A 16,495-nucleotide genomic window follows, 5' to 3' on the forward strand; every position below is an offset into this window, starting at 1 on the left:
CTTGGACGCCACTCTCATTTTCGTCATCATTCTGACCCTGTTTGGCTTCCTGCTGGCGGTCGGCGCCCCGATTTTTGCCTCGCTTGGCGTGGCCAGCATCCTCGGCATGTTCCTGCATGGCGGCTGGCAGTCGTTGACCGCCATACCGGATGTCCTGCATCGCGGGCTGGCTTCGTATTCCCTGATTTCCATTCCGCTGTTCATCCTGATGGGGGAAGTCATTGCCCGCACCAGCATTGGCGGCAAGCTGTTCTCCCTGTTCCTGCTCTGGATGAATCGCCTGCCCGGCAGCCTGGCCGTGGCCAGCATCGGCAGTTCGGCGGTGTTCGGCGCGATGAGCGGCGTTAGCGTCGCCGGCGCCGCGACCATTGGCCGTTTTGCGATTCCCGAGATGTTGAAGCGAAAATATTCTCCCGCCCTGGCGGGCGGGACCGTGGCGGCTGCCGGTGCACTGGCTTTGCTGATTCCTCCCAGCATCGGCTTCGTGCTCTACGGAGAAGTGGCCGGCCAATCGATCGGCAAGCTGTTTACGGCAGCAATCCTGCCGGCGGTGCTGGTGGCCGGGCTAATGATGCTGTACGTAGGCACCCTATGCGTCCTGCGCCCCGACATGGCTCCGCCAGAACGCAACGTCATTACCTGGTCGGACCGTTTCAAGGCCTTGCGCGACGTTTGGGCCGCCGTCCTCATCGTCCTGCTGGTACTGGGCACCATTTATTTTGGTATCGCCACTCCGACCGAGGCAGCCGGCCTGGGCGCGATGGGCGGCTTCATCGTGGCCGCTTCCTACCGCGAATTGAGCATCAAGACGGTTTTCGAGATATTCCGCTCGACCGCGGTCACGAGCGGCATGATCCTGCTGATTCTGGTCTCCGCGCTGCTGTTCGGCTACATCATGACTCGCCTGATGATCCCGCAAAAGCTGGTCATGATGTTGTCCGAGGTGTCGCAGCCGGCCTGGGTGATCCTGACCTTCATCATCCTGTTCCTGCTGGTGATCGGGATGTTCCTGGATATCGTCTCTGTGATCGTAATCGCGACCCCGATACTGCTGCCGGTCATCACCACGTTGGGCTTGAGCCCGATCTGGTTTGGCGTGATCCTGATCATCACCTGCGAGATGGCGGTCATCACGCCGCCGGTCGGCTTGAACCTCTATGTGATCAAGGGAATTGCGCCGGATATCTCCCTCAACAACATTATTTTGGGCGCACTGCCATTCGTGGTGGTGGAACTGGTGGCAATCGCGATCCTGGCGGCATTCCCGCAGATCGCACTCTGGCTGCCGAGCATTATGTAGGTTTGATACGGGATAGGTCGCATGCCGTGACGGCGCGCGACCCCTGTTGCAGATTGAGGGGAAAAAAGGTATGGACGACAAGGACAATATTCTCAGCGGCTTCAACGGCAAACTGGAAAAAGGAACCAGGCCGGCATTATTGGTGATCGATTTTCAACGTGGCTTTACTGAAACCGAAGTCAGTCCCCTGGCTTCGGACTGCAGCGAATCGATTGCTGCCACCAATCGCCTGATCGGCGCAATGCGTGGCCTCGGCCCGGTCATCTTTACCGTGGTGGGCTACGACGGCAACTTGCGCGACATCGGTTGCTGGGGGCAGAAATGCAGCTCCCTCAAGTTGCTGCGGCGCGACTCGGAGGCATGCCAGCTCGATCCTCGCCTGGATTACGACCGGAACGACGACCTGCTCCTGTATAAAACGCAAGCCTCGGCATTCTTCGGCACGCCCCTGTCTGGAATCCTGGCTTCGGCCCGCTGCGACATGCTGATCGTCGCCGGGTGCACGACCAGCGGCTGTGTCCGCGCCAGCGTGGTGGATTCCATGCAGTACGGCTTTCCGCCGTTCGTGGTGCGCGAATGTGTCGCGGACCGCTCGGCAGCCCAGCACGAGAGCAATCTGATCGACATGAACAGTAAATATGCCGATGTCGTCAGCCTGGACATGATGCTGCAGGATCTTCAGGCGATGCGCGCCGACTCCGCCGATCCTGGATCGCTACGCACGCCCGCATCCTAGCCCTGGCAAGTGCGGCATGGCGATAGGCGTTCTCCAATCCCGGAGCGCGCATGACCACATCCGATTCGCCGCGCACCACACAATGCACCCCTTTTACGCCCGCTCGCGAGCCATGGCCGCGAGCGTGTGGCACCGCTACGCCTTTCGATAATTTTTTTAAATCGCCCATGAACAATCAAATTCTCTCCGGTATTCGCGTACTTGAATTGGGTCAGTTGATTGCCGGTCCTTTCGCTGCCAAGACGCTCGCGGATTTTGGCGCCGAAGTGATCAAGGTGGAAACTCCCGGTGACGGCGACCCCTTGCGCAAATGGCGCATGCTGCAAAACGGCACCTCGGTCTGGTGGCAGGCGCAATCGCGCAACAAGCAGTCGATCTGCATCGACCTGCGCCGCGCAGAAGGCCAGGACCTGGTGCGCCGCCTCGCGCTATCGGCCGACGTCCTGATCGAGAATTTCCGGCCCGGCACCCTGGAGAAATGGGGTCTCGGCTGGGAACAACTGCATGCTGCCAATCCGCGCCTGATCATGCTGCGCGTGTCGGGCTACGGCCAGGACGGTCCCAAACGCGATGAGCCCGGGTTCGCCGCAATTGCCGAGGCGATGGGCGGCCTGCGCTATATCACTGGCGAACCTGGCGGCGTGCCGGTGCGCGCCGGCGTGTCTCTGGGCGATACCATCGCCGGCCTGCACGGAGCGCTGGGAATTCTGCTGGCCTTGTATCAGAGAGATGCGCGCGGCGGGCTCGGTCAAATGATCGACGTTGCGCTGTATGAATCAGTATTCAACCTGACCGAGAGCCTGTTACCGGAATATTCGGTATTCGGCGTATCGCGCCAGCCGGCTGGAGGCGCCTTGCCCGGAATTGCGCCTTCCAACGCCTACCGCTGCCATGGCGACGACTACGTGCTGATCGCCGGCAACGGCGATTCCATCTTCAAGCGCCTGATGCTCCTGATCGGCCGCAACGACCTGGCCGATGATCCCGAGCTGGCAAAAAACGATGGCCGCGCCAAACGGGTCGAGGAGCTGGATGCCGCCATCGGCGCCTGGACCGAAACCGTGACGCTCGAGGATGCTCTCGTGCAGTTGCGCAAGGCGGGCGTGCCCTCGGGACGGATCTACTCCGCCAAGGACATCGCCGAGGACGAGCATTACCGCGCCCGTGCGGTGATTGAAACGGTGTGCGACGCCGACGGCCTCGAAGTGGAAGTGCCGGGAATCATTCCGAAATTGTCCGACACGCCGGGCGCGATCCGCTTTCGGGCGCCGGTATTGGGCGAACACACCGCCGCCGTACTGGCCCAGGCCGGCTTGAATCAGGAGCAAATCGAATCCCTCAAAGCGGAGGGCATCGTATCGTGAGCAAAATCGAAATCAACGAGGTTTCCCCGCGCGACGGTTTCCAGATGGAGCGTAACTTCATTCCGACCGAGCGCAAGATCGCCTTCATCGATGCCTTGTCGGCATGTGGCTTTGCCCGTATCGAAGCCACGTCGTATACCTCTCCCAAGGCGATCCCGGCAATGGCCGACGCCGAGCAGGTAATGGCGGGCATCCGGCGCGCACCCGGCGTGCGTTATACGGCGCTGGTACCGAATCTGCGCGGCATGGAGCGCGCAGTCGCCGGCCAGCCGGATGAAATCAATTTGGTGATGTCGGTCAGCGAAACCCACAATCGCGCCAACCTGCGCATGACACGCGAGCAATCGCTGGCCGCCTTGAAGGAGGTGCTGCGCGAAGCGGAGCGCATCGGACTCCCCTGCAATGCTTCCTTGTCGACCGTATTCGGCTGCCCGTTCGATGGAGAAATCGATGCCGAACAAGTGGTGCTCCTGGCCCAGTCCCTGAGCGATGCCGGTGCCGCCGGCATCACGATTTGCGATACCACCGGCATGGCGTTTCCTTCGCAGGTCGGACGGCTCTGCGAACGGCTGCAGAGCGAAATCCCGGCCATGCCGTTCACCATCCACCTGCACAACACGCGCGGCATGGGGCTGGCCAATGCATTGACCGCCTTCGACGCCGGCATCCGCCGCTTCGACGCTGCCTCCGGCGGCTTGGGCGGCTGCCCCTATGCGCCGGGGGCGAGCGGCAATGTCAGTACCGAGGAATTGGTACACATGTTCACAGCCATGGGCCACGACACCGGTGTCGATTTCGAGGCACTGCTGGATGCCGTGCGCTCGATGTCAGAGCTGGTCGGCCGCCCAGTATTCAGCCAGATGGCGCAAGCCGGCCCGCGCCTGCGGCGCTACGCCCCGCCGGCATGGCTGGCCGAAAAATTTCCGGAGCAGACATGAAATCCACCCTGTACGACAAACTTTGGGAAAAACACGCAGTGCATGTCGAGGACGATGGCACTACCCTGCTCTACATCGACCGGCATCTGCTCAATGAAGTGACTACGCCGCAGGCATTCGAAGGCTTGCGCAGCACCGGGCGCAAGGTCTGGAGCATCGCCGCCAACCTCGCGGTTGCCGACCACAACATCCCGACCACCGACCGCACTGTAGAGATTGCCGACCCGGTGGCCCGCCTGCAAGTCGAAACATTGACCAGGAATTGCAACGAATTCGGGATCACGGAAATCCCGATGAACGATCGCCGCCAGGGGATCGTTCACGTGATCGGCCCGGAACAGGGCATCACGCTACCCGGACTGGCCGTCGTCTGCGGCGACAGCCACACCAGCACCCATGGCGCGTTTGCCTGCCTCGCATTCGGCATCGGCACTTCCGAAGTCGAGCATGTGCTGGCGACGCAATGCCTGCCCAGCAAGAAATCGAAGACCATGCTGGTGCGTTTCGACGGCCGCCTGCCGCATGGCGTCACCGCCAAGGACATGGCGCTGGCGATGATCGGCACCATCGGCACCGCCGGCGCCACCGGCTATGCCATCGAATACGCAGGCGACGCCGTCTCCGCGCTGTCGATGGAAGGTCGCATGACCCTGTGCAACCTGACTGTGGAAGCCGGCGCGCGCTGCGGCCTGATCGCCGTCGACGACAAGACCATCGCCTATCTGGCGCAGCGCCCCCTGGCACCGAAAGGCGAGCAATGGCAGCGGGCCGCGACCTACTGGCGCAGCCTGAAGAGCGACGAGGGCGCCGAATTCGATCGCGTACTGTCGATTGACGTCGGCGGCATCGAACCGCAAGTTACCTGGGGCACATCACCGGAAATGGTTTGCGCGGTAGGCGGGCGCGTCCCCGACCCGCAGGAACAGGCCGATCCGGTCAAGCGCGACGGAATGGCGCGCGCCCTCTCCTACATGGGCCTGGCTGCCGGCACGCTGATGACCGATATCCGGGTCGACAAGGTATTCATCGGCTCCTGCACCAATGCCCGCATCGAGGATCTGCGCGCCGCCGCGGCCATCGTGCGCGGCAAAAAGGTGGCCGGCAACGTGCGCCTGGCGCTGGTGGTTCCCGGCTCCGGTCTGGTCAAGCGGCAGGCGGAAAGCGAAGGGCTGGACCGCATATTCATCGATGCCGGATTCGCCTGGCGCGAACCCGGATGCTCGATGTGCCTCGGCATGAATCCGGATCAGCTCGAGCCGGGCGAACGCTGCGCCTCGACCTCGAACCGCAATTTCGAAAGCCGCCAAGGCCCGGGCGGCCGCACCCACCTGGTCAGCCCGGCCATGGCGGCAGGGGCGGCAATCAGGGGACACTTCGTTGACGTCAGGGATTGGCAATAATGGAAAAATTCACCGTCCACAGCGGCATCGTCGTGCCGCTCGATCGCAGCAACGTGGATACCGACGCGATCTTCCCGAAGCAATTCCTGAAATCGATCCGACGCTCGGGATTCGGCCCCAACCTGTTCGATGGCTGGCGCTATCTCGACATAGGCGAGCCAGACCAGGACTGCATGCACCGTCCGCAGAATCCGGATTTCGTGCTCAACCATGCGCGCTATGCCAACGCGAGCATCCTGCTGACGCGGCAAAATTTCGGCTGCGGCAGCTCGCGCGAACATGCGCCATGGGCACTTGCGGATTATGGATTCCGGGTGATCCTGGCCAGTTCCTTCGCCGAGATTTTCTACAACAACTGTTTCAAGAACGGCATCCTGCCCGTCATCTTGCCGGAGAGCGAGATCGAAGAGCTATTCCAGGCGACCGAAGCCACGCCCGGCTTCCGTCTGGAGGTCGATCTCGAGGCGCAAGCCATCATCTGGCTCGATCATCGCGTCACCCGATTCGAACTCGATCCGTTTCGAAAATATCGGCTGCGCAACGGCCTCGACGATATCGAGATGACAATGCGCCACCGCGACAAGATCAAGGCGTTCGAGGCGCGCAGGCGGCGCGAGGAGGATTGGGCGTTTTAAGCCGAGCGTCCGCGTCATCGGGGCGACCTCAGCCCGATGACGGCCGATTTCCGCCGCTGATTTGCCGCGTCTTGTGGCCTGGCATTGCCCAGGAAAGATAAAGCCGCCCGAAAGCGGCTCAGACGCAGAACATCATGCTCGTTCCTTGCTGGGGAAGGATGCGCCAACATTCCTCAAGCCGAACCCTTCGAATCCCCACCCATGCATGCGTGCTCCTCTCCAAATGAAAAAAGCCCCTTGCGGGGCTTTATTCTTGGCGGAGAGGGTGGGATTCGAACCCACGGTACGGGAAACCGTACGCCTGATTTCGAGTTAAGCGCGCAGAACGCGCACAGCCTGAAACCCCAGTAAAATCAAGGGCCACTGTTTATGCATACAGTGCGCGTTTTGCGGGGTTTGCGCCGATGTGGTCAAAAATTCCCCCACCGGTTCACGCTACCGCCAGAGTCAATTCATGTTCACCGACTGGCTTCTACTCTGGCGCAAAAGCCTAAGATCCCTTCAATTCGGCGCCCAGCTTGGAATCATTGAATAGGCCCTCGATTAAGCTAACCCATCGCGTACCGGCACGCTCAGCCCGAATCCTCTTGCAGGCTTCAAGGAAATGACCTGGGGCCGTACCAAAGTGTTTTTCGTAAGTCGTGCGGTTCGCGTAGAAATCCATATTCTTGAGCAGAAACACTTTGAGCGGCTCGCCCCGCAGGCTAAGGATAGTTCTTATGAAGTCGTCGACGGTCGCCGACTGCAGGACGACCTCATCGGAGGGGTTCCACCCGTTGCTTTGGGCAAGGAAGAGACATACGTCCAGCAGTGTCTTTGGCTTCTCCACTCGACCGCGCGCCTCTTCGAAAGCAGCCACGATTGAAGGATGCAACGGCCGATTCCCCCAATTATCGAGAATGAATTGACGGGGATCGGCCCCAGGTTCTGTCGCTTTAGCCTGAAGCCCGGCTATCCACAAAGCCACCATCTGCTCTGCGATCAACTGCCCGCCATCGAAGTCCAACAGGTATTTGTGTAGTGACGTGACAGTATAGCAATCGAGGTATGGGATGTCGGTGAGCAGCGTGCATGCCGCCTCCAATATTTGCACGACTGGCATTTCCGGATTCCAGATCGTCAATTGAAAGAATGCGCGGGTACGAGATTGCGCTCCGGCAAATCGGGCTTCGCTGCGATAGCGGCCGATAATTGCGTCGAGTTCGGAACGGTCGAAAAGACCGGAGTTCAGAAAGTTGGCCACCAGTTTCTCGTATTCGTCGGTGCTGGTGATTCCAAGACGCTCAAGCACCAGCCCCCAGCGGGCGTGCATCTTGTCCTCCTCCGTCTCCACCTTGCCCTGACGTTTGCGCTCGCGAAGCACAATACGGGCGGAAAACGAAGACTCGAGATCGAGAACGAAGGACATGGTCGGGCCATCCTGGATCCCCCTGTAATAAATGGCCGCCAACAGCACGGTGGACGGGATGACGCGGTTCAAAAGGTCGTCCGAGAGGGGTGTGTGGCCGACAAGGATCCTGTTCGCTGCGCGAATGACCTTGCGGACGATTCTGATGTTGGTAAGCCCGCAGGCTTCAACCGCTGGTTTAATCTTCGCTGAGAACTGGCTAGGTGAGAGCTGGATCGCGATATCGAACGCTTCGGACGGCGTTGTGTCCAACTGAACCTCATCGTCGATGACCTTCTCCCTGAATTTCTCCCATACGTTCTTGTCGGCAAGCTGGTCGGTATTCAGTATCAGGAGGATCCTGCACCCGTAGTTCTGTGTGAAGTCATCAATGAATCCCAGAACTTCGTCGATGGCTAGCTTTTCGTGCTTGCGCTCAATGTCATCGACCACGATGAATTTGTTGCGCACGAGTGCGGGGACGGCGAGAAGGGCGATCTCGTCGAGAGCCGAGACACCGTGGAAGAACGTCTTACCGACCTGCTTCGCGGCTTTGATCGCGGATTTCAGAGTGTCCATCCCAGGCCCCTTCGTGCCCACCAAAGGCACCGCGGATTGGGCGAGCTTGAGTTTGAGTTCCGTGATCGAGGCCACTCCGAACAGGGACACATATAGCGATGCCCTAATCACTGGATCTTTGGATGCATCGCGCAGCTCCTTCCACATATAGCTCTTACCAGTCCCCCACTTTCCGGATAAAGCCAATACCCTGCTCTCGCTGTCGCCGAGAAGCCCTTCAAAGTTTTCCTTTGCGCGTGCCATACTCATCTGACCAACCCCTCACCGCTCCCTTGCGCTTAATTTGAAACTGACAATAAAACGTCCGCCCTATGCGCAGCCGCCATAACCATTATTTGAGTCGAATTTCCTGGTGTGCCTGCACAGTGGAAACCGACTACAGCCATAAAAGGGACCATACCTACCCTTTTTCTTGACCAGAAAGCCTTCCTGGCAACCGGGGCAGACGTCGCTTGAACTCTCCGAACCGTCGAGATTGCGCATTTCGAGCTGGTGGTCCCTAACCAGTTCAGCAATGAATATCGACTCTTTGCCAGCAATCGTGATAAGTGTCACGCTAGACTTTGCTCGGGTCAGCGCCACATACAACAAGCGCCTCTCTTCGGCAAACTCAAACGAATCACCACCTGGCATCGCCAGTTGAAGTACCGGGTCGTCTACTACCCGGCTGGGAAAGCCCAACGCCTCCGAGGTTATCTTTGGCAAGATAACGTGGTCAGCTTCCAATCCTTTGGCCGAGTGGACTGTAACGAATTCAAGCTCGACTCGCGTGTCGTCATAGCCTAAAGGCAGGTAAGCCCGGTCATTGTTGTATCGACCCAGAACGTAGATGCGGGTCTTTTCGCTGCCACGACCGTCTTGAGAGGCAATCTCTTCGACGCATCGGGTCACGGCGCCGCGAATCCTGGCCTCGTCATCGACACGAATGATGCGCACGGGCTCTGCTACGTCAGGTCTAGCAGCACGCACGTTCTTCTTCAACTGTTTGGGGTTCTTCTGTACGAACACACTGCTGATGTCGCACAGCGATTGCGGGCATCTGAAAGTCTGCTCCAGCCGCAGAGCAACGGTGGGTCCAAATTTATCCTCGAAATCCGTCATCACTGCCAAGTCAGCCCCAGCAAATCGATTGATGCTCTGCCAATCATCCCCCACTGCGAAGAGGCATTTTCCCTGGGTTTTGACGAGACCTGCAACCAACCGAGCGCGCGCCTGGCTCACATCCTGAAATTCATCCACCATTACCAGCTCGTAGGGACTGGACCATTTGTCCTGCTCGATGCAGTCGCCGGCAAGGTTCAGCATATCCTCGAAATCAATGCATTCGTTGGCCCGGAGCTTCGATTCCCACCCCTTCCAAATATCCTCGAAAAGGCCCAAAAACATCATGTGCCGAAACCGGAAATGTCCAGCTACACCCGCCTTGAGCCGCTGGCGCAGTTGTTCAACGCTTAGGCGATTGCTCTTGGCGTGCGTCAGGAATGCCTTGAATGTTCTGGCCAGCCGAGGATTCTCAATCGGCTTGCGACCTGGCACGGGCCTATCCGGGTTCGGGTCAAGCACCACACCCCTCTTGGTCAGCTCGTTGCTTAGGTGCTTTAACGCCTTGCCTGACCACAGTTCAGCCATAGTGGTCTCAAGAAGGGTCGTGCCGTTGTCGGCATGAACCCTTTTTTTCCACTCCATACCCTCCTTGTAGCCAAGGAACTCGGGGGGCGGTTTGCCATGTTCGTCGAGCGCCCAATGTTCGAGGTAGGCATCTATTTTTGGAAAGTAAAAATCCGGCTGATACTGCCTGTGGGTGGCATTGGCTGTAGTGTATTTGTAGGGTGCCTCGTAGACGTATTCCACGCCGTTGTAGAAGAGCCAGTTCGCAATCAGTTGCTCACCACGACTCTTCACGACGTCGTTGTTTAGCGTCCAAAATCCTTCACGACGAGTTTCCTTGTCCCAGCTATCCGGGAACTGATGCTCCTTGCCAAATTCCGGAAGGTCTTGGCCAAAAACCACGCGAAAGAGGTCCCAATTGGTTCGAAAGCCAGGATTCCGGTCCTTAAGGTCATCGACTATCTCGAGTAGCGTGTCCAGGTCCTTTCCGTTATCCACCCAAGACGCGATGGTCGGACGCTTTCCTGTTGCGGCGCCAATTACGTCAAGCCCAAACGCGTGAAACGTCTTGGCTACAATCTTGTTCGCAGGTAGCCCGAAGGGTTCCAGCTGCGCCTTGACCCGTTCGCGCAGCTCGGATGCGGCGTCATTGTTGAAGGCCAGGAGCAGCATGCTTTCTGCCGCAAAATAGCCCTTCTTTAGAGCGTAGCCAGCCTTGGCCACCATCGTGGAGGTCTTGCCGGAACCGGCAGACGCAACCAACAATACCCTGTTGTCAAAGCACACGACAGCCTTCGCCTGCTCGTCAGTCAAAGGCGACTTTTCGACCTTGTCGAAGAAATCCCTGCAATCCTGCAGCTCTTTCGCAAGGTGTCGCTCGTTGATGCCTTCGGCTATCGAATCGAAGGCGCGCATCCAAAGACTCACAGCTTGTTGGATCGCCTTGGGCTGCTTACCCAGATGCTGGGCGATTTCGGGCGCGCCGAACAGCTCGGCCAATCCTTGCGGCTTGATTCGATTCTGCTCAAGCTTGAATTCATGCGTCAACCAGCCCTTGGTTTTGAGTTGGCTCACGCATGCGTTTCGTACGTTTCGCGCCCACTGCAACACGGTCGGCACAGATTTTTCAAACTTCTGAATCAACTGTGCAATGCGCTGCTGACGCTTAGCCGCCTCGAGCGCCACCCCCACCGCAGCGACCATTTCCCGCGCTTTGGAATTCGGGATGCCGTCCAGCCTGAATGTCTGCCCGCCGCGAAGGGGGAGCGCAAGCGTGGACCAGAAGATGCCGGGTGCAGCACTTAGCCCATCGAGACCAAGTACGCTCCCATCCACCCTCTTACCGTCAAGATGCAGTACGAATTCCTGTCCCCTGAGCGTGAACGACCACTTCATGGCCGTCGTGAAAAGCTTTCCAGGCGACGTTGGCCCCCATGTCAATGCCACACCCTGTTCCCCAATTGTTGTTATTTTGTCGAGGGACTAAGGATAACGTATATAAGCAATATACCTTTGAACCAACAGAATCCAATGAAATCGGAGTTGCGCCGTAGCTGCCAGTAAAAATCCCGGCTCCCCACCGTCAGCGCCCCCAGAAGGTGCGACAAGTTGACCAGCGACCTAGCGCCCAGATTCCTGACGTTCCCTTCGCGCTGCCAGACACCATACACACCGAGTGCGTTATATCCAGTGTGTTGTGCTACCGCTAGTCTCGCGGCTGCACCCCTGGCAGAAATTCAATTCCTGTCCTGTTAACCAATTCACGGTATGGAATCGGGCGGCCTGCGCGCGCTTCGTCCGTGTTTTCCATCCAGTGTGCCCAGGCGCGGCCTGTCGTCGCATCGTACACGAGCTTGTAAAGATATTTCGGAACCCAGACCCTGCCGGGACCGATAACGGGCGGGTTGTCGTCGAAAACCGGCCCCGTTATGACGTACACGTCGCCGTGAGCGCGCATGACGTACTTCCGGGTTGCCTTTTCAATACCACTCCAGGAGCGCTGGTTGTTGACCGGCGCTTGCGGCACCATGTTTGCCAACGAAAAGCTCTGCGCCATCGCTTGCGCTGCCGGCATATCCCCTGCTGGTGCCATGTGACCTCGGTCAAAGCCACTTCCCTTGTAATCTGCGAGTTGGGCCCGCTCAGCGTATGGCAGGCGAGCATCGGCAAAGAACTTGTTCGTGCGTTTCTCACCAGCCGCAGCTTGCAGTACAGAGCGGTTCAGCCGCTCTGCAACAAGAACCGGTGTCTTGCTACGACCGGCATGCAGCACCGCAAACGCGTCGTAACACAGGGGCCGAGCCCCCGGCAGAACCGAGGCTGGAACGCGCGGGGCCGCACCGGCGACGAAGAACTGCGGGCATGCCTTGAAGTCTACCGATACCGGTGTTTCTTTCGCACCGGCCGGGCCGGCGACGGCAACGGTAAGGAGCGCCGCCGTGATGATGTGGCTAATTGTTTGCATCGTCCTCTGTATGCGGGCGCTCGCCATTGTTGATCACCAATGCGCTTGAAGCTGACCAGGAGCCTTGTGCTGACCACGGACAGCTCCCGACCCAATACGGTCTGTCGAGAAGGTGGAAAGCGGACGTTCACAGTCGCTTCACGCCAAGTTAACCAGCAGAATGGAACCGGCTTGCCGGCGGAGTGGTTTGCAGCGGGTCGCAAAATTTGCGAAGCGATTGCCCCGCTGCAAACTGTCCACGCTGAACGCCTGGTTAGGCTTTACCCCTACTTGAGCGTGGCTTTCTCGGCCTGTAGAAGTGCATAGCCGTGAATTGCGAGTTCAACATCTTCTGCATTCTCAGGTGCTTCGCCTCGAAATTCTGCACCGCGCACCAACATGTGTTCAGCAAAACCATTATTTCCTAGTATTGTCGTCCATTCTCGAGCGTGTATCTGATAGGCGTTCCAGTGCGCCATCTGCTTTAGCCGAAGTTGGGGAATAACAAATAGCTCTGCAAAACCTGAATAAGCGACCCAAAATCCTGCAACAAACCAAGCAACCACTCGAAGGTAAGGTGGGTCCGCTGTGATGACAACCACAGCAAGTAGTAGGAGAAACAAGCCAGCTGCCATATTAACTCTGGCAGTTTTGGTGCGAGTTGCTGACGCTTGTGATTCGATTTGCTTAGCAAGTTCTTTCTCAAGGTATGCTGCCAATATCGACACCGATGACTGCTCTAATCTACGGTGGTAGTCGAAGCGACCGAGCTCACTTAGAGACGCCACGCGACTTGACAGCTCTTGCTCAGTATTAAACGGTGGACGCATTGACGGACTCCTGATTTCTTTCAAATTAAAATTGTTTCGGTGCTCGGGACTGCAGCCACTGTGCCAGTTCCAGAATTGATAACGGCCAAGAAACAGCGTTTAATGCAATACCTACCTAGTTCGGGTGCTTATACCCAAGCCTCGCCCAGTGCTTCCGCTTGCTGCAGCACCATTTCCACTGCGGAATCCGCCATATCGGGCGGATATTTGTACTTCCTCAAAATCCGCTTAACCATCAACCGCAGGCTGGCGCGTACGCTTTCCCGCTTCGACCAATCGACACTGATGTTCTTGCGCAGGTTTTCGGTCAGTTCCTGGGCGATTTTCTTGAGCGTTTCATCCGTCAACTCTTTTACCGCAGACTCGTTGTTGGCCAGCGCATCGTAGAATCGGACTTCATCGTCAGTCAGGCCCAGTTGTTCACCGCGGCTGGCCGCTTCCTTGAATTTCTTGGCCATTTCGACCAGCTCTTCCATCACTTGAGCCGTTTCGATACTGCGGTTTTGGTAGCGCGTGATGACCCCGGTCAGTAGCTCAGAAAACTTCTTTTGCTGCACGATGTTGCTGGCAAACTTGCTCTTGATTTCCCCCTCCAGCAACCGCTCCAGCAATTCAACGGCCAGATTTTTCTCCGGCATGTTTCTGACCTGGGCCAGAAATTCTTCATCCAACAAGCCGATGTTGGGCTTTTCCAGCCCGACCGCATCGAAGATATCGACGACGCTATCGCTGACCACCGCCTGGCTGATAATTTGGCGGATGGCAGCCTCGCGCTGCTCATCGGTCTTTTTCTGGGCACTGATCTCGCGCTTCGTCAAAATGACCTTAACCGCCTGCAGAAAAGCCACTTCGTTGCGAGCTGCTTTTGCCTCATCCAGCGTGCAGCACAAGCTGAAGGCTTTGCTCATCGCCAGCGCGGCATCGGCAAACCGCTTCTTGCCGTCCCGTTTCGGGTCTTTGCTACCCGGTGCCGCCGGCAAGCCCAGAACATGGTTTGCGGCACCGGCCAGGATTTTGTGACCGCCGCTTTTGAAGCCGGAATAGTCAAAGCCGTGCAGCATAGCGCGCAGCACATCGAGCTTTTCCAGCAGCACCGAGAGCGCCTCGTGGGCATCCACGGTCGGCTTGCCGCGGCCCTTACTGGCCGTGTACTCCTTCATCGCCGCTTTCAGTTCATTGCCGATGCCGATGTAGTCCACCACCAGGCCGCCCTGCTTGTCCTTGAACACGCGATTCACGCGGGCGATGGCTTGCATCAGGTTGTGGCCCTTCATCGGTTTGTCGACATACATCGTATGCACGCAAGGCGCATCAAAGCCGGTCAGCCACATGTCGCGCACGATAACCAGGCGCAGCGAGTCGCCCGGGTCCTTGAAGCGCTTTTCCAGCCGCTTCTTGACCTGGCTGCTGTATATGTGGGGCCGCAATAACGGTTTGTCGCTGGCGCTGCCCGTCATGACGATTTTGATGGCCCCCTTTTCCGGGTCGGCATCGTGCCATTCAGGTCGAATCTTGACGATTTCGTTGTACAGGTGGACACAGATATCCCTACTCATGGCCACCACCATGGCTTTGCCATCCTGCGCCTTGTTGCGCTCCTCGAAATGCGTAACCAGGTCAGCGGCCACACTGGCAACGCGCGGCTCCGCACCGACCACCTTTTCCAGGGCCGCCCATCTGCTCTTCAGCTGTGCTTGGGTCGATTCTTCTTCATCTTCCGCCAGTTCGTCGACCTCGTCGTCAAGGAGTGAGAGGTCCTCCTGTTTCAGCTTGAGCTTGGCCAAGCGCGATTCGTAATAGATGGCGACGATGGCGCCGTCCTCCTTGGCCTGCTGCATGTCGTAGACATGGATGTAGTCACCGAACACCGCACGAGTATCGCGGTCCGCGGCACTGACCGGTGTACCGGTGAAGGCCACGAAGGTGGCTTGAGGGAGCGCGTCCCGCAGGTGCTGCGCATAGCCGACCTTGTAGGTTTCTTCACCAGCTTTACCCTTGAGCTTGGCATCGAAGCCGTATTGGGTCCGGTGCGCTTCATCGGCGATGACCACGATGTTGCGCCGGTCGGAGAGCAGCGGGAAGCTGTCTTCGTCCTCGCCCGGCATGAATTTCTGAATGGTGGCAAAGACGATGCCGCCGGAAGGTCGGTTGGCCAAGAGTTGGCGCAACTGCTGCCGGGTGGTGGCTTGCACCGGCTGTTCCCGCAGCAGGTCTTGCGCCAGACTGAACACGCCGAAGAGCTGGCCGTCGAGGTCATTGCGGTCAGTGATGACGACGATGGTAGGGTTTTCCATCGCTGCTTCCTGCATCACGCGGGCGGCGAAGCAAGTCATGGTGATGCTCTTGCCGCTGCCTTGCGTATGCCAAACTACCCCGCCCTTGCCTTGGATGCCACTCGGGCTGTCCGGCCGAGAAGCCGTCATCACATGGTCAATCGCCGCACGCACTGCATGGAACTGGTGGTAACCGGCAATCTTCTTGACCAGGGTGCCATCGTCCTCGAACAGTACAAAATACCGCAGGTAATCCAACAGGTACCGTGGCGCCAAGGCACCGCGCACTAAAGTTTCGAGTTCATTGAACTCGCCGAGCGGGTCCAGATTCACGCCATCGATGGTGCGCCATTGGAGGAAGCGCTCTGCATTCGCAGACAGCGCCCCCATCCGCGCTTCGGACCCATCTGCAATGACCAGTATCTCGTTGTACTGGAAGACGTCGGGGATTTGCTCCTTGTAGGTCTGAATCTGGTCGTGCGCCTTCCAGATGTCGGCGGCTTCGTCGGCGGGGTTCTTCAGCTCCAGCAAGACCAGCGGCAAGCCATTGATGAACAACACAATGTCCGGCCTTCGCGTATGGTGCGGCCCCTTGATGGTGAACTGGTTGACTGCCCAGAATTCATTGCGCGCCGGGTTGGACCAATCGACCAGGCGCACGAAATCGCCGCGGCTTTCGCCTTCTTTTTGGTACTGTACCGGCACACCACCCACCAGGAGCTTGTGGAAATGTCGATTGGCGGAAAGCTGAGAGGGTATGCCCAAGTCCATCACCTGCTTCAGGGCATCCTCGCATGCGACCGGCGGGATGTGCGGGTTCAGGCGCTGGATGGCTGCCCGCAACCGGAACGGCAGCAGCACCTGCCGGTAATCCGCCCGCTGCGGGTCGCTGCCGTCAAAGGCGATGTCCGGGCCATAGCGATGGGCGTAGCCCAATTCAGTAAGCCAGCCGAGGGTTTCTTGTTCTAATTGGTCTTCGGTCATTTGGACATCTCCCCAGAG

11 protein-coding genes are annotated in these 16,495 nt (G+C 58.4%); 6 read left to right on the forward strand and 5 right to left on the reverse strand.

Annotated features, from left to right (window positions below):
- Position 1 precedes the first annotated feature (1 nt).
- From ACK2VC_RS02105 to leuD, 6 genes are all read left to right on the forward strand, one after another.
- Positions 2-1,300 (forward strand): TRAP transporter large permease, encoded by a 1,299-nt coding sequence (locus ACK2VC_RS02105; protein WP_486731939.1) that lies wholly within the window; start codon positions 2-4, stop codon positions 1,298-1,300.
- Positions 1,301-1,370: 70 nt separating this feature from the next.
- Positions 1,371-2,036 (forward strand): isochorismatase family protein, encoded by a 666-nt coding sequence (locus ACK2VC_RS02110; protein WP_486731940.1) that lies wholly within the window; start codon positions 1,371-1,373, stop codon positions 2,034-2,036.
- Between the two features lie 167 nt (positions 2,037-2,203).
- Positions 2,204-3,400, forward strand: coding sequence for a CaiB/BaiF CoA transferase family protein (locus ACK2VC_RS02115; protein WP_486731941.1), 1,197 nt, complete (start codon positions 2,204-2,206; stop codon positions 3,398-3,400).
- A 44-nt stretch (positions 3,401-3,444) separates the two neighbouring features.
- Complete coding sequence (locus tag ACK2VC_RS02120; protein WP_486733306.1) at positions 3,445-4,338, forward strand: hydroxymethylglutaryl-CoA lyase; 894 nt, start codon at positions 3,445-3,447, stop codon at positions 4,336-4,338.
- The gene (gene leuC, locus ACK2VC_RS02125; protein ID WP_486731942.1) at positions 4,335-5,738 is read left to right on the forward strand and encodes a 3-isopropylmalate dehydratase large subunit; all 1,404 of its coding nucleotides are present in this window, start codon (positions 4,335-4,337) and stop codon (positions 5,736-5,738) included. The genes ACK2VC_RS02120 and leuC overlap by 4 nt, the downstream gene beginning before the upstream one ends.
- Positions 5,738-6,373 carry a 3-isopropylmalate dehydratase small subunit gene (gene leuD / locus ACK2VC_RS02130; protein WP_486731943.1) on the forward strand — a complete coding sequence of 212 codons (636 nt, stop codon included), beginning with the start codon at positions 5,738-5,740 and terminating at the stop codon, positions 6,371-6,373. Before leuC ends, leuD begins: the two co-directional genes overlap by 1 nt.
- Before the next feature lie 490 nt (positions 6,374-6,863).
- Here leuD and ACK2VC_RS02135 read toward each other — a convergent pair whose 3' ends face one another.
- The 5 genes from ACK2VC_RS02135 to ACK2VC_RS02155 all read right to left on the reverse strand — a co-directional run bounded on the left by ACK2VC_RS02135 (position 6,864) and on the right by ACK2VC_RS02155 (position 16,477).
- Positions 6,864-8,588 carry a hypothetical protein gene (locus ACK2VC_RS02135; protein ID WP_486731944.1) on the reverse strand — a complete coding sequence of 575 codons (1,725 nt, stop codon included), beginning with the start codon at positions 8,586-8,588 and terminating at the stop codon, positions 6,864-6,866.
- Between the two features lie 60 nt (positions 8,589-8,648).
- On the reverse strand, positions 8,649-11,342 hold the full coding sequence (locus tag ACK2VC_RS02140) for a UvrD-helicase domain-containing protein (RefSeq protein ID WP_486731945.1): 2,694 nt from the start codon (positions 11,340-11,342) through the stop codon (positions 8,649-8,651).
- A 310-nt stretch (positions 11,343-11,652) separates the two neighbouring features.
- Positions 11,653-12,411 (reverse strand): DNA/RNA non-specific endonuclease, encoded by a 759-nt coding sequence (locus ACK2VC_RS02145; RefSeq protein WP_486731946.1) that lies wholly within the window; start codon positions 12,409-12,411, stop codon positions 11,653-11,655.
- Between the two features lie 266 nt (positions 12,412-12,677).
- Positions 12,678-13,220, reverse strand: a complete 543-nt coding sequence (locus ACK2VC_RS02150; protein ID WP_486731947.1) for a hypothetical protein — start codon at positions 13,218-13,220, stop codon at positions 12,678-12,680.
- Between the two features lie 128 nt (positions 13,221-13,348).
- Positions 13,349-16,477 carry a type I restriction endonuclease subunit R gene (locus tag ACK2VC_RS02155; RefSeq protein WP_486731948.1) on the reverse strand — a complete coding sequence of 1,043 codons (3,129 nt, stop codon included), beginning with the start codon at positions 16,475-16,477 and terminating at the stop codon, positions 13,349-13,351.
- Positions 16,478-16,495 lie beyond the last annotated feature (18 nt).

Source organism: Herbaspirillum sp. WTB6 (assembly GCF_057457785.1).

Excerpts from the sequence above, each read along its gene's own strand:
- leuD (WP_486731943.1), top strand. The coding sequence starts at position 5,738 with ATGGAAAAATTCACCGTCCACAGCGGCATCGTCGTGCCGCTCGATCGC.
- ACK2VC_RS02155 (WP_486731948.1), bottom strand. The coding sequence starts at position 16,477 with ATGACCGAAGACCAATTAGAACAAGAAACCCTCGGCTGGCTTACTGAA.
- ACK2VC_RS02120 (WP_486733306.1), top strand. The coding sequence starts at position 3,445 with ATGGAGCGTAACTTCATTCCGACCGAGCGCAAGATCGCCTTCATCGAT.
- ACK2VC_RS02150 (WP_486731947.1), bottom strand. The coding sequence starts at position 13,220 with ATGCGTCCACCGTTTAATACTGAGCAAGAGCTGTCAAGTCGCGTGGCG.
- ACK2VC_RS02115 (WP_486731941.1), top strand. The coding sequence starts at position 2,204 with ATGAACAATCAAATTCTCTCCGGTATTCGCGTACTTGAATTGGGTCAG.
- ACK2VC_RS02110 (WP_486731940.1), top strand. The coding sequence starts at position 1,371 with ATGGACGACAAGGACAATATTCTCAGCGGCTTCAACGGCAAACTGGAA.
- leuC (WP_486731942.1), top strand. The coding sequence starts at position 4,335 with ATGAAATCCACCCTGTACGACAAACTTTGGGAAAAACACGCAGTGCAT.
- ACK2VC_RS02135 (WP_486731944.1), bottom strand. The coding sequence starts at position 8,588 with ATGAGTATGGCACGCGCAAAGGAAAACTTTGAAGGGCTTCTCGGCGAC.
- ACK2VC_RS02140 (WP_486731945.1), bottom strand. The coding sequence starts at position 11,342 with ATGAAGTGGTCGTTCACGCTCAGGGGACAGGAATTCGTACTGCATCTT.
- ACK2VC_RS02145 (WP_486731946.1), bottom strand. The coding sequence starts at position 12,411 with ATGCAAACAATTAGCCACATCATCACGGCGGCGCTCCTTACCGTTGCC.